The organism is Flavobacterium sp. CECT 9288, assembly GCF_918731615.1.
Lineage (GTDB): Bacteria > Bacteroidota > Bacteroidia > Flavobacteriales > Flavobacteriaceae > Flavobacterium.
In genome coordinates this window covers 3,091,175-3,104,583 of the sequence record NZ_OU957226.1, presented here as the reverse complement: position 1 = coordinate 3,104,583, position 13,409 = coordinate 3,091,175, and the positions used below count along the sequence as shown (strand labels likewise).

Here is a 13,409-nt window from a genome sequence, read left to right as displayed (position 1 = left end):
TATTGCATCTGCTAAAAAAATTTGTAGTTAATTTAATATCCATAAGTCTATTCTTTGTATTGGTAAATTAAAAAAGCAATCAAATACACATGTGCCGAAACCTGCAATATTGGTAAATAGAAGATCGGCATGGCCAGAAGCCCCTTTTTTATCGTAATCTTCAGTAGTTATCATGGAATATATACCGCGTATGTTTTTTAATTTATTTGGAAAATCTTCACCGTTTTGTCCTCCATCAGCTGCGTTATAAGAAAGGTGTTTGTCATTTATAGGTGTGTTTCCTATTCCAGTATTTGTGCCAAAGGTTTTACGCATCCAAGCATTAAGTTCTTTGGCATTTAGGAAAAAGAATTTACCAGAAAACTCGTCACTGCCTTCAAGTGTAATACCTGGCAAATTTGGAATAACAATATCGGACCTGACAAGAGCTATAGAAACTTTTAAAGCACAAGTGTTTTCTGTTCCATCTTTGTCTTTTAATCTTGCTTCAAGGACTTTACCACCAACTAGTGTATAAATATTATCAGCTCCTTTCATAAGAGTACCATCAGCAAAACGAGCCATATTATTTACATAATTATTGTAACTTGGTAAACTCTGTTGCTGAAATGTCAAGTTAGGATTCTCCCAAAAAGCTGCGTCATACTCGCCATCTTGTCCTTCTGGTGTTCCCATAAACCAGTTTTCGAATTGCTCCCACGTTACCTCAGAGTTATCATTTAAAAATTTTATTGCAAAATTAGCGAATTTTAAACTTTTAGCGGACCACTGATCATTTATAACATTGTTAAGAATTATATTGTAAAGATCTCGATTTTGATCAGCCCATGTTTTTAACTCCCCTAAATTATTATAAAAAATTTGAGAAAAGAAAGCATCGTAACTTTCGTCATATATTATAGAACCTTCTATTCCAATATCTAATCTTGGATCAATAGGGGCAGTTGTAATTGTAAATGGATTATCACCATGTTCAAGACCATCTCCGGAACCGGGAAATGTTATACCGTTAGAATAATTCCAACCCCATATACCACCATAATCTCCTCCTCCTGTTTCAGTTTCAAAGCAAACGGTGTTACTTACATCCCTGTAAATTTTTGTGCAGTTTTCTCCTGCAATGTGGTCTTTGCCACCTTGATTACAAACAGAATAACTAACGGATATACAGGTTTGATTATCTGAGCGCATCGAATTTTTTATTTTTTTTCCAGCCTCTTGATTAAGGGGTACTAGTTGTTTGTCAGCGATTAATGAAAAGGAGTTGTGATCTTTATTTATTTCAAAACTTTTAGGATAATACCTTATTATATTTGCAGAATATTGGTTTTTTGAATTTATTTGAATCACTAAATTTTCAAAATAATTAACTTTTTCACTATTTCTTTTAATCAACATGGTATATGATATCAAAGAATCTGTTTTGGAAACAACAGCATTTTTTTCTGGAATGAAAAACTCATTAGTGGATTTAAGTTTGTAATCATTTTTATTAACAAGGAAATTTTCGAATGACCTGTTATTGAATTTTTTAGAAAAAATAGCTTTGAAAACGTTGTCAGTATTTAATTCTGCAATTGGAATTTCATAAATAACGTTATTAGCTCCTTTTATTGTGTCATAATTATCATAATTATCCTTGCTGCAACTACTACATAAAATCAGGCTTATCAACAGTACCCTCAAAAAGGCATAGTGGCTGATCAAATTTTTGTATCTCTCGATTCGCTTTGTTTGTTTGTTTGTTTGTTTGTTTGTTTGTTTTCATATTTTTTAGTTAGTTTTCATTGTATAAAAATAAGAAATAGTACACAAGCTACAATACCCACTTTTGGTGATATTTAACCATAAAAAAAACCGCCTTATCAATAAACAAGGCGGTTTTAAAATATTAGTAAGAAAGGTTTACACCTTCATAATTTCGGCTTCTTTTACCACTAAAAGTTCATCAATTTTTTTGATAAAACTGTTGGTTAAGTTTTGAACCTCTTCTTCGGCACTTTTACAAATGTCTTCTGAGGTGCCATCTTTTTCTAATTTTTTGATTTCGGTATTGGCATCTTTACGTGCATTACGAATTCCTATTTTTGCATCCTCGGCCTCTGATTTTGCTTGTTTGGCTAAATCTCTACGACGATCTTCTGTTAAGGGAGGAACGCTAATAATTACTACATCCCCATTATTCATTGGGTTAAACCCAAGATTAGCAATCATAATTGCTTTTTCAATAGGGTGTAACATGTTTTTTTCAAACGGTTGTAACGTGATGGTTCTAGCATCAGGAACACTGATTTTTGATACTTGAGATAATGGTGTTGCTGATCCGTAATAATCCACAAAAACACTTCCTAACATAGCAGGAGATGCTTTTCCGGCACGAATGTTTAAGAATTCTTTTTCTAAATGAGCAATAGATCCTATCATGGATTCTTGTGTACTATCTAATATAAAATCAATTTCTTCAGTCATAATTTCAGTTTTCAGTTTTCAGTCTCAGTACAGTTTTGCCATTGTAGCAGTTGTTCCTTATGACTGTTTATTATATATTAACTACGGTTCCTATATTGTCTCCTTCGCAAATTTTGAGCAAGTTCCCTACTTTGTTCATGTCAAAAACTACAATAGGCAATTTATTTTCTTGACTTAGTGTAAAAGCCGTTGTGTCCATTACATTCAATCCTTTTTTCAACACATCTTCAAAAGAAATAAAATCAAATTTTATTGCCGAAGCATTTTTTTCTGGATCACAATCATAAACACCATCAACACGAGTTCCTTTTAGGATGACATCAGCATTGATTTCAATTCCTCTTAGAACAGCTGCAGTATCTGTTGTGAAATACGGGTTTCCTGTTCCAGCTCCAAAAATTACAATTCTTCCTTTTTCAAGGTGTCTGTCGGCTCTTCTCTTAATGTAAGGCTCTGCAATAGATTCCATTTTTAAGGCTGTTTGCAAACGGGTTTTCATTCCTTTTTCTTCAAGAGCGCCTTGTAAGGCCATTCCGTTTATTACCGTTGCAAGCATTCCCATGTAATCTCCTTGTACTCTGTCCATTCCTGCACTGGCACCAGCTACTCCTCTAAAAATGTTTCCACCACCTATTACAATGGCAATTTCTACTCCTTTGTTATGAATTTGCTTGATTTCGTCAGCATATTCAGCAAGTCTTTTTGGGTCAATTCCGTATTGTAAGTCGCCCATTAAAGCTTCCCCACTTAATTTCAGTAGAATTCTTTTGTATTTCATGTGTGTGTTGCGTTGATTGGTGCAAATATAGAATTTTCTTTTTTTTTAATATAATCTTGATTGTAATTTATAAACTAAGTTTTTCAAAGGATTTTTTTGCAGCTTGGTAGCCAATATTAAATACTTGGTCCATCTTAATTTTACTAGTTTCAAAGGTGCTGTAAAGACATAAATCCTTAGGTTCAATTACCCAATCACACATATTAAATTTATGAATGTTTGAGTTAGCCGAAAGAATGTCAAAGGCGCGTGTAGTTACTGCTTTGATAGAACGTAAATCCTTAGCTTCAATTTTTTGAATGGGACTCACATAAATTCCAATAATGGTTTCACATTGTCCTTGTAAAACATCTGTAGGGAAATGGTTGAGAATGCCGCCATCACTGTAAATATTACCATCAATTTCATATGGGGATAAAATACCAGGAAATGCTGATGAGGCTAATATGGCATCTACAATCTTTGTACTCGGTCCAAAAATTTTGAGTTTGCCTCGTACCATATCTGTGGCTGTAATTTGTACTGGAATTTTCATATCACCTAATGTGGCATCTTTAAAAATAGATTCAAAATAAACTCTAAACGACTCTGAGTCTATCAATCCCGCTTTTTTAAAAGTTAAGTGTTTCCAATGGAAAAGGTAAATAGATTTAAAAAACTCTAAAATTTCTTCGGGGGTTTTACCCCAAGCATAAAGAGCGCCTACAATAGAGCCCGCACTAGTACCTGCTATTTGGCTGGGTTTTATATCTTGCTCTTCTAGAAATTTAATCACGCCTGCATGCGCTAAACCTTTTGAACCTCCTCCAGAAAGAACAAGTCCTATTGATTTTGTTTTAAGATCCATATTCACTATTTGTGCTAAAATTACTCTTTTTTAGCTACAAGAGAATGACATATATCAATTTATACCATCATTTTTTGTGGTAGCTTTGTAAAAATAAATTATATATCATGAAAATCCCTGTAGCTAAAGCCTTGTTTAACAGTCTTTCTTATGCCGAATATAGAAAAAAGATTACCGATTTATTATTAGAAAAAAAGTCTACTGGACTCACGCAGTCTATTGATTTAACACATTATAGCGAACTTAATGAGACTCGAATGAAACGCCTTGATAAAACCATTGTACTTACTGAAAGGACCATTCAAGAGCTACAAGCATTACAAGAGGAGTACATTTGGTTAGTGATCTCTGAGGGTTGGTGTGGTGATGCTGCTCAACTTTTACCCATATATCATAAAATGGCCGAAGCAACGGACAAGATTGATTTAAAAATTGTACTTAGAGATGAAAACCTAGAGTTTATGGATTGTTTCTTAACAAATAAAGCACGTTCCATACCAATTCTAGTAATTATCAAAAAAGAAACGGGTGGAGTTTTAGGACATTGGGGACCAAGACCACAAGCAGCAACCAACTTAGTTTTAGAGTACAAAAAAGAGTTTGGCGTAATTGATGAAACCCTAAAAACAAATTTACAACTCTGGTACCACCACGATAAGGGACTATCTACTCAAAATGAATTGATAAATTTAATGCGCGAACTGGATAAAAGTATTTTTTAGTTTAATGAAATCAACGTGTAGCGGGCTACATTAAACGGTTTTAAAATTTTTTTATTTTTTTTATTTTTAAATCAAAAAATAATCGTAACTTGCTCATTGCTAACCAAGTCTACTTTTTAGTTTGCTTTTTTTATAGGTGTTTGTATGTTGTCTAACAATAAAAAACATTATTATGAAAAAATTATTAGAAAGGGTTTATGATTACCTATCTTTTGCACTTTTTGGTGGAAAACATTTGCCTAATTATTAACTAATGACTGTGACCTTTAGTATAAGTTAGTTTAAAACTATAGGTCTTGAAAATGAAAACACATGATAAAACAAATAGTGTATTTATCATGTGTTTTTTTTATTGTAAATAGCTTTGCTATCTAAAACGTTATCAAGGATAGTCCTAAACTAATGCTCCCAGTTTCTTTTTGATCTTTAAAAGCAATGTCATAATGGCTCATTTCTATAAATAGAACTAAATCATCATCATTTTGAATTCCTAAGCTTATTTTTTTGTAAGTACCATTTAATGCTCCTCTTCCAAGAGCAGTACCTTTTCCTAGCCCAAGTTGTAATGCAATACGAGTTTCATCACTAATTTTTGGACTCAATCTAAGATTAGCAAAAACGGGTACTAGAACAATTTTTTCTGACCATGTCCAGTCTATTCCAGAGTGTATTCCTAGTGCTATCCATTTCTTAGGTTCTAAACCAATGCCTATTTTACTGTTAATACCATCTGGCAGAAACCAGCTATTATTAGATTGTTGATTGTTGTTTTGCGATCCATTGTTTTGATTGCCTTTAATGGGTATGGAAACATCAAATTGAATGAAGGAACGTGTTTTGTTTTGGGAAAAAGCAAAAAAAGGAAACAATAATAAAATAATGAATAGCCTCATTTAAGGGATGTTTGAGGTAAGACTTTCTTCAAAATCAAGAACGTTAATGCCGTTTTTCACATCATAATCGCCTATTTTTGTGCGTCTTAAAACCGTTAAGTGAGAGCCAGATTGCATGGCTTTTCCAAAATCAAACGCTAAAGAACGAATATAAGTTCCCTTGCTACAAACTACTCTAAAATCTATTTCAGGAAGGGCAATTCGAGTAATTTCAAACTCGTGTATGGTAGTTTTACGGCTTGCAATTTCAATGCTTTCTCCGGCACGTGCATGCTCATATAAGCGTACACCATCTTTTTTTATTGCCGAAAAAATAGGAGGTACTTGATCAATTTCGCCAAGAAATTGTTTTACTGTTTCGTGAATTAATTCTTCGTTGACATGTGCAGTAGGGAAGGTTTGGTCAATTTCTGTTTCTAAATCATAGGATGGCGTTGTGGCCCCTATGTAAAAAGTTCCTGTGTATTCTTTGGCTTGACCTTGAAGTTCTGTAATTCGTTTGGTGAATTTTCCGGTACAAACTAATAATAAACCACTTGCTAATGGATCTAAGGTTCCGGCATGGCCAATTTTGAATTTTTTTGGCAAACCTACTTTATTAATCAAAGCATATTTAAGCTTATTTACCGCTTGAAAAGAAGTAAAATGCAAAGGTTTGTCAATCAATAAAATTTGACCTTCTAGGTATTCATCAGCTGTTTTCAATAGAAATTATTTTAAATACGAAAAGTAAATTAATAAAAACACACCCACAATAATACGGTACCAGCCCCATGGCTTAAATCCATATTTTTTTATGATTTCAATAAAAAACTTTATGGCAATTACAGCAACAATAAAGGCTACCACATTACCAATTAAGAAGAGCTGAATGTTTTGATCTGATTTCAAAATGAGTTCGTAGCCTTTCATTTGTGAACTTTCATACGTTTTTAAAAACACAGAATAACAGGTCACTGCCATCATAGTAGGAACCGCTAGAAAAAAAGAAAATTCTGCAGCAGCATGACGGGATAAACCTTGCTGCATTCCACCTATAATTGATGCGGCAGATCTGCTAGTTCCTGGCATCATTGCCAAGCATTGCCAGAAACCTATGGTTACTGCTTTTTTTATAGAAATATCCTCTTCTTTTAAAACCGTTGGGTTTTGAAAACGACTGTCAATAAATAGTAAAACAACACCGCCTAAAATAAGAACAATCGCAATTGGTATAGGATTTCCAAGAACTGCTTCTATTTTATCATCAAATAGTTTCCCCAAGACAAGCGCAGGTATTACGGCGCAAATAAGTTTGAGGTAAAAACTAACTTTAGAAAAATCAAAGAATTTTTTCCAATACAATGCTACTACAGCCAATATGGCTCCAAATTGTATAGAAACTTGAAACAGTTTCACAAAATCGTCTTCTTGTATGCCAAAATAAGAACTCAAAAAAACCATATGCGCGGTAGATGATACCGGAAGATATTCAGTCAATCCCTCAATAATAGCTATCAAAAAAGCTTGTAATGTATTCATTTATGCTTTTTTTGGATTTTTTAAAATAGCGTAAATGGTTATCCCAAAACCTATTAAAACGGTTGTTGGCGCTAGTCTAATTCTTCTAAAATTGAATACTTCTTCATTAAAAACTGTTGGATCTTCACTTCCTCCACCTGACATAAGGATAAAGCCTAAAGCAATAACTCCAAGTCCAATTAATAGAATTTTGTAGTTTACTTTCTCAAACAAAAATTCATTTTTTTTATCTTTATCTTCCATTTGTAAATGCTGTTGTTTTTTTAGTTAAATCTGTACCTGAGGACTGCGACTGAATACCGCGACTGAATTCTGAATACTAATAAAGATCGTCAGTTCTTAAATTTAAAAATCGTTGTGTAGCAAAATAAGTACTCAACCAAGTAATTAAAACTCCAAAGCCTAATACCGCTACTAGTACCAGTGCAATAAGCCCTTTGTCTTCTAGAATTCCTAAGTTAGGAAAACTGGTTTCTACATAAATCAAAACACCTATCAAAGCCAGTACAGCAAGTGCCGCACCTATGATACCCAGTTTAATACTGCGCATTACAAATGGTTTACGGATGAAAGATTTTGTTGCACCCACCATTTGCATCGTTTTAATTATGAAGCGGTTCGAATGTATGGATAAACGCAAAGAGCTGTTAATTAATAAAACGGCAATAACAGCAAGAAAACTACTTACTATCAAGATCCACATACTTACTTTTTTGATATTGTCATTCACTAAATTAACAAGTTGCTTGTCATATACAATGTCAGATATCATAGCATTTTTCCTAAGACCAGATTCTATTTTTGCGATGCTGTCTTTTACTACATAATCTCCTTTTAAATGAATATCATAGGAGTTTTGTAATGGATTTTCGCCTAAGAAAGTCATAAAATCTTCACCTATAATATCAGTATGTTCTTTTGCAGCGGCTTCCTTAGTTACATATTTATACGTTTTTACAAAAGGGCTCCCTTTTAATTGCGTGCCAAATTGTTTTACAATAGTATCATTAGCTTCATTCTTAAAGAAGACAGTCATAGCAATGTTTTCTTTAAAATCATTGGCTAATTTTTTTGAATTAATGATAAATAATCCTAAGATTCCTAGCAGAAATAAGACTAAAAATACACTTAATACTACTGAAAAATAAGAGGAAATTAAACGGCGTTTTTGAAAATTATCAAATGAAGAACTCATAGTTTATTGAAATTATTGGGTAAAAATAATAAAGAAATTCTTTATTTAAAGTTAATAACGCTCAAAGTTTTAACTTTCGTACAATAAACGTAAATTTGGCACCTAAAAATAGTCATCGCAATAAAACTTAGAACCTTTGTTACTCAGTTGCTCAGAACCTTATAAAAATGACTTGAGTTTACGAGAGCATGACTCCATTTAAACAAAAATAAAAAATAGGAATGACTTGAGTTTACGAGAGCATGACTCAATTAAAAAACAATAAAAAAAGGAATGAAATACAATCCCAACGAAATTGATGCCAAATGGCAAAAATACTGGCAAGAAAACCAAACATTCAAAGCCGAAAACAACGCTGATAAGCCTAAATATTACGTTCTTGACATGTTTCCTTATCCATCTGGAGCGGGCTTACACGTAGGGCATCCGCTAGGGTATATTGCCTCTGATGTGTTTGCTAGATATAAAAGACACCAAGGTTTTAATGTATTGCATCCTATGGGTTACGACAGTTTTGGGTTGCCTGCTGAGCAATACGCTATTCAAACGGGTCAGCGTCCAGAAGATACTACTCGTGTGAACATTGACGGTGGTGTGGATAAAGAAGGAAACCAAATTGCGGGTTACAGAAAGCAATTAGACAAAATAGGATTCTCTTTTGATTGGAGTCGCGAAGTGCGTACTTCAAATCCTGATTATTACAAGCATACACAATGGATTTTCATTCAATTGTTCAACTCTTGGTACAATAAAAACAGCGATAAAGCGGAGGATATTTCAACCCTAATTGCCTTGTTTGAAAAAGAAGGAAATACAACTGTCAATGCAGTTTGCGATGAAAATATAGATCTTTTTTCAGCCGAAGAATGGAGCGCTTTCGCAAAAGATACTCAGGAGAAAATCCTTTTGCAATACCGATTGACGTATTTAGCGGAGACAGAAGTTAACTGGTGTCCGGGATTAGGAACGGTTTTGGCCAACGATGAAATTGTAAACGGAGTTTCGGAACGTGGTGGATTTACAGTAGTTCGCAAGAAAATGACCCAGTGGAGCATGCGTATTTCAGCTTATGCAGAACGTTTGTTGCAAGGTCTAAATGATATCGACTGGAGCGAAAGTATTAAAGAAAGTCAAAGAAACTGGATTGGGAAATCAGTTGGAGCAATGGTTAAATTTAAAGTCGAAAGTCAAAAGTCGAAAGTCGAAAGTGAAAAGCAAATTTCAGACTTAGAACTAGGGACTAAGGACTCTTTCATTGAAGTATTCACAACAAGACCCGATACTATCTTCGGGGTGACTTTTATGACTTTGGCACCAGAGCATCCTTTGGTTCAGGAGATTACTACTGCCGAACAAAAAGCAGAAGTAGAGGCCTATATCGAAAAAACCTCAAAACGTTCTGAGCGTGAGCGTATGGCTGATGTGAAAACCATTTCAGGAGTGTTTACAGGAGCTTTTGCAGAACATCCGTTTACAAAAGAACCAATTCCAGTTTGGATTGGTGATTACGTTTTGGCGGGATACGGAACAGGTGCAGTTATGGCGGTTCCTTGTGGCGATGAGAGAGATTATGCTTTTGCGAATTTCTTCAAAGGGCAAAACGGAATGCCGGCTATTAAAAACATCTTTGATCAAGACATTTCTGAGGCAGCTTATGGCGCCAAAGAAGGGTTTCAATTAGTCGATTCTGATTTTTTAAATGGATTAGATTATAAAAAAGGAACTCAAAAAGTAATTGCCGAATTAGAAAAAATAAACCAAGGAAAAGGGAAAATCAATTACCGTTTGCGTGATGCAGTTTTCTCTCGCCAGCGTTATTGGGGTGAGCCTTTCCCAGTTTATTATGTAAATGGCTTGCCGCAAATGATTGATGCGCAACATTTGCCTATCATTTTACCCGAAGTTGAGAAATATTTACCCACCGAAGACGGCTTGCCGCCTTTAGGAAACGCTGCAGTTTGGGCTTGGGACAGTGTGAACAACAAAGTGGTCGAAACGAGTTTGGTTGATGATGCAACTATTTTTCCTCTTGAATTGAACACCATGCCAGGTTGGGCAGGAAGTTCATACTATTGGATGCGTTATATGGATGCGCACAACGAAACCGAATTTGCAAGCCAAGAAGCTCTAGCCTATTGGGAAAGCGTAGATTTATACATAGGCGGAAGCGAACACGCAACCGGTCACTTGTTGTACTCTCGTTTTTGGAACAAATTCCTAAAAGACAAAGGTTTCGCACCTACCGAAGAACCGTTCAAAAAATTGATCAATCAAGGAATGATTTTGGGAACGAGTGCGTTTGTTTATAGAGTTGTGCCAAGTATTTTTAATTACATGGGACACAGGACTTCTTTGCCTCAGAGATTAAGAGAAAAAACGTATCTGATAAGTTTTGAAATATTTAAAAACTTTGATGTGATTGATGAAGGAGTTGTTCCTAGTGTAAAAAATAAAGATTTACATAAAATAATCGAGAATTTTGTTCGTGAAAATATATCTGATGATGAGCTTGATGTGATTAAAAGGTTATTTAACCTTGATTCTATTGATCGAAACTTAATTGAAATTGATGAGCTTTTACCGTATAGTAAAATTAATGTTGATATTGCTTTGGTAGACCCTAAAACTGATGTTTTGGATTTGCAAAGATTTTTTTCAGATTATAGATATTTTCATTTTGTAAATTCAGATGTTATTTATGAAAACAACAAATATATCGTTGGCCGCGAGGTTGAAAAAATGTCGAAATCTAAATACAATGTGGTGACTCCAGATGCTATTTGCTCAGAATACGGTGCGGATACCTTGCGATTGTATGAAATGTTTTTAGGGCCACTAGAGCAAGCGAAGCCTTGGAATAGTGCAGGTATTTCGGGAGTTTTTGGTTTCTTGAAAAAACTATGGCGTTTGTATTTCGATGAAAATGGTATGATTGTGACCAATGAAGCACCAACGAAAGACAACTTAAAATCATTGCATAAAACCATCAAGAAAGTAGCTGAGGATATTGAAGGATTCTCTTTTAACACTTCGGTATCGCAATTTATGATTTGTGTAAACGAATTGTCTACTCAAAACTGTCATTCTCGTGCCATCTTAGAACCATTAGCAATTGTGATTTCGCCTTACGCGCCGCACATTGCAGAAGAATTATGGTCGTTACTAGGTCATGAAGGTTCGATAGCAGCAGTTCCTTTCCCAGTTTTTGATCCAAAACATTTGGTTGAAAGTGAGAAAGAATACCCAGTTTCTTTCAACGGAAAAATGCGTTTTACCTTAGTTTTACCTTTGGATTTAACCGCAGCGCAAATCGAGGAAATCATAATGAAAGACGAAAGAACCATCAAGCAATTAGATGGTAAAACACCAAACAAGGTGATAATTGTTCCAGGTAAAATAATTAACTTGGTAGGATAGTCTATAAATTTCAATATTTAAAATTCCATATTCCAAATTCCAAATTCACAATTGGGTTTGGAATTTTTTTTTTTTTTTTTTTTTTTTTTGAATTTTATTTAACGGATGCCAATTTGACATTAACAAAAAATGGTGCAGAATTTGCTATTTCTTTAGTAACTTTAATAAAAATAAAAAAACTAAAAATATGGGAATGGGTTATTTAATTCTAGCTGGAGCATTAATGCTTTTTAGCTGGTTAGTTAGTTCAAGACTTAAAAGCAAATTTGAACACTACTCAAAATTGCATTTGCAAAACGGAATGACAGGTGCCGAAATTGCAGAGAAAATGCTAGCCGATAACGGAATCAGAGATGTAAGAGTGATTTCAACTCCAGGGCGTTTGACAGATCACTACAATCCTGCTGATAAAACGGTAAATTTAAGTGAAGCTGTTTACAACCAGCGCAATGCCGCTGCTGCTGCCGTAGCCGCTCATGAGTGTGGACACGCAGTGCAACATGCAGTGGGGTATGAGTGGCTTACCATGAGATCTAAACTTGTTCCTGTTGTAAACGTAGCCTCTAGTTATATGCAATGGATTTTACTGGCTGGAATCTTAATGATCAAGACTTTTCCGGGTTTGTTATTAGTGGGAATTATTATTTTTGCGGCAACAACTTTATTTTCAATTGTTACTTTGCCAGTAGAATATGATGCTAGTAATCGTGCTTTGGCTTGGTTAGAAAATAAAAGAATGCTTACACCTCAAGAACAGGCCGGAGCGAAAGATTCTTTAAAATGGGCAGCTAGAACGTATGTAGTAGCAGCATTAGGCTCTATAGCAACTTTGTTTTATTACATCTCGATTTATATGGGAGGAAGAAGAGACTAATTCTTCAACTTTCATATAACTACTTATCAAATCCAAATTCCAGTTTTAATGGAGTTTGGATTTTTTTATAGCTCACATTTTACCTCTCACATTTCACTTTCCTCAAAGTTGAATTTGTCTATCAATTTGCTGGTCTAGTGAAATAAACGTTTCAGTTCTAGAAACGCCTTCAATAGCTTGAATTTTGGTATTGAGTAGCTGCATCAAATGTTCGTTATCGCGACAGATAATTTTAATTAAAATAGACCAGTTTCCAGTGGTGTAATGGCATTCTAGAACTTCTGGAATTTTCTTTAAATCCTTAACGGCTTCTGCATTTCGGGCTGCTTTGTCTAGATAAATACCCACAAATGCCATAGTGTTATAGCCTAGAATTTTGCTATTGACTGTAAATTTAGATCCAGATATAACGCCAGATTGTTCTAATTTTCGCAAACGCTGGTGAATGGCAGCTCCTGAAATTCCTATTTTATTCGCAATTTGTAGAATAGGTTTTCTAGCATCTTCCATGAGGTCACGTAGAATTTCTTTATCGATTCCGTCAATTTCTACGACTAAGGAATTTATTTTCATAGCTTATAAATTTAAACAAGATGATGGTATTTGGTTGATTTTGAAAACCAAATTTACAACAAATACTATTATGAGCAATGTTGATTAAAGAAATGTAATGGGTAATGTAGTGATATAAAA

General features: G+C 34.4%; 13 protein-coding genes. 3 read left to right on the top strand and 10 right to left on the bottom strand.

The window, feature by feature from the left end:
- Nucleotides 1-27: 27 nt before the first annotated feature.
- The 4 genes from LQ189_RS13725 to LQ189_RS13710 form a co-directional block, all read right to left on the bottom strand.
- On the bottom strand, nucleotides 28-1,707 hold the full coding sequence (locus tag LQ189_RS13725) for a T6SS effector amidase Tae4 family protein (protein ID WP_230157901.1): 1,680 nt from the start codon (nucleotides 1,705-1,707) through the stop codon (nucleotides 28-30).
- Between the two features lie 198 nt (nucleotides 1,708-1,905).
- Entirely contained in the window at nucleotides 1,906-2,469 is a 564-nt protein-coding gene (gene frr / locus LQ189_RS13720) for a ribosome recycling factor (protein WP_086453836.1), read from the bottom strand.
- A 70-nt stretch (nucleotides 2,470-2,539) separates the two neighbouring features.
- Nucleotides 2,540-3,247, bottom strand: coding sequence for a UMP kinase (gene pyrH / locus LQ189_RS13715; protein WP_144894209.1), 708 nt, complete (start codon nucleotides 3,245-3,247; stop codon nucleotides 2,540-2,542).
- A gap of 67 nt (nucleotides 3,248-3,314) precedes the next feature.
- Complete coding sequence (locus LQ189_RS13710; protein ID WP_230157899.1) at nucleotides 3,315-4,094, bottom strand: patatin-like phospholipase family protein; 780 nt, start codon at nucleotides 4,092-4,094, stop codon at nucleotides 3,315-3,317.
- 107 nt (nucleotides 4,095-4,201) lie between these two features.
- On the opposite strand from LQ189_RS13710, the gene LQ189_RS13705 reads away from it, so the two are divergent.
- Complete coding sequence (locus tag LQ189_RS13705) at nucleotides 4,202-4,816, top strand: thioredoxin family protein (protein WP_230157897.1); 615 nt, start codon at nucleotides 4,202-4,204, stop codon at nucleotides 4,814-4,816.
- 371 nt (nucleotides 4,817-5,187) lie between these two features.
- Here the strand turns inward: LQ189_RS13705 and LQ189_RS13700 are convergent, their stop codons facing one another.
- From LQ189_RS13700 to LQ189_RS13680, 5 genes are all read right to left on the bottom strand, one after another.
- Nucleotides 5,188-5,709 (bottom strand): hypothetical protein, encoded by a 522-nt coding sequence (locus LQ189_RS13700; RefSeq protein ID WP_230157895.1) that lies wholly within the window; start codon nucleotides 5,707-5,709, stop codon nucleotides 5,188-5,190.
- Nucleotides 5,710-6,414, bottom strand: a complete 705-nt coding sequence (gene truB / locus LQ189_RS13695) for a tRNA pseudouridine(55) synthase TruB (protein WP_230157893.1) — start codon at nucleotides 6,412-6,414, stop codon at nucleotides 5,710-5,712.
- 6 nt (nucleotides 6,415-6,420) lie between these two features.
- A complete protein-coding gene (locus tag LQ189_RS13690; protein WP_230157892.1) occupies nucleotides 6,421-7,230 on the bottom strand; it encodes an undecaprenyl-diphosphate phosphatase in 810 nt (269 codons plus the stop codon).
- Nucleotides 7,231-7,473 carry a DUF3098 domain-containing protein gene (locus LQ189_RS13685; protein WP_221917943.1) on the bottom strand — a complete coding sequence of 81 codons (243 nt, stop codon included), beginning with the start codon at nucleotides 7,471-7,473 and terminating at the stop codon, nucleotides 7,231-7,233.
- Between the two features lie 76 nt (nucleotides 7,474-7,549).
- The gene (locus tag LQ189_RS13680) at nucleotides 7,550-8,425 is read right to left on the bottom strand and encodes an ABC transporter permease (protein WP_230157891.1); all 876 of its coding nucleotides are present in this window, start codon (nucleotides 8,423-8,425) and stop codon (nucleotides 7,550-7,552) included.
- 273 nt (nucleotides 8,426-8,698) lie between these two features.
- On the opposite strand from LQ189_RS13680, the gene LQ189_RS13675 reads away from it, so the two are divergent.
- Both LQ189_RS13675 and LQ189_RS13670 read left to right on the top strand, forming a co-directional pair.
- Entirely contained in the window at nucleotides 8,699-11,842 is a 3,144-nt protein-coding gene (locus LQ189_RS13675; RefSeq protein ID WP_230157890.1) for a leucine--tRNA ligase, read from the top strand.
- A gap of 187 nt (nucleotides 11,843-12,029) precedes the next feature.
- Nucleotides 12,030-12,716, top strand: a complete 687-nt coding sequence (locus tag LQ189_RS13670) for a zinc metallopeptidase (RefSeq protein WP_230157889.1) — start codon at nucleotides 12,030-12,032, stop codon at nucleotides 12,714-12,716.
- 102 nt (nucleotides 12,717-12,818) lie between these two features.
- Here the strand turns inward: LQ189_RS13670 and LQ189_RS13665 are convergent, their stop codons facing one another.
- Nucleotides 12,819-13,289, bottom strand: a complete 471-nt coding sequence (locus LQ189_RS13665) for an Lrp/AsnC family transcriptional regulator (RefSeq protein ID WP_086453846.1) — start codon at nucleotides 13,287-13,289, stop codon at nucleotides 12,819-12,821.
- Nucleotides 13,290-13,409 lie beyond the last annotated feature (120 nt).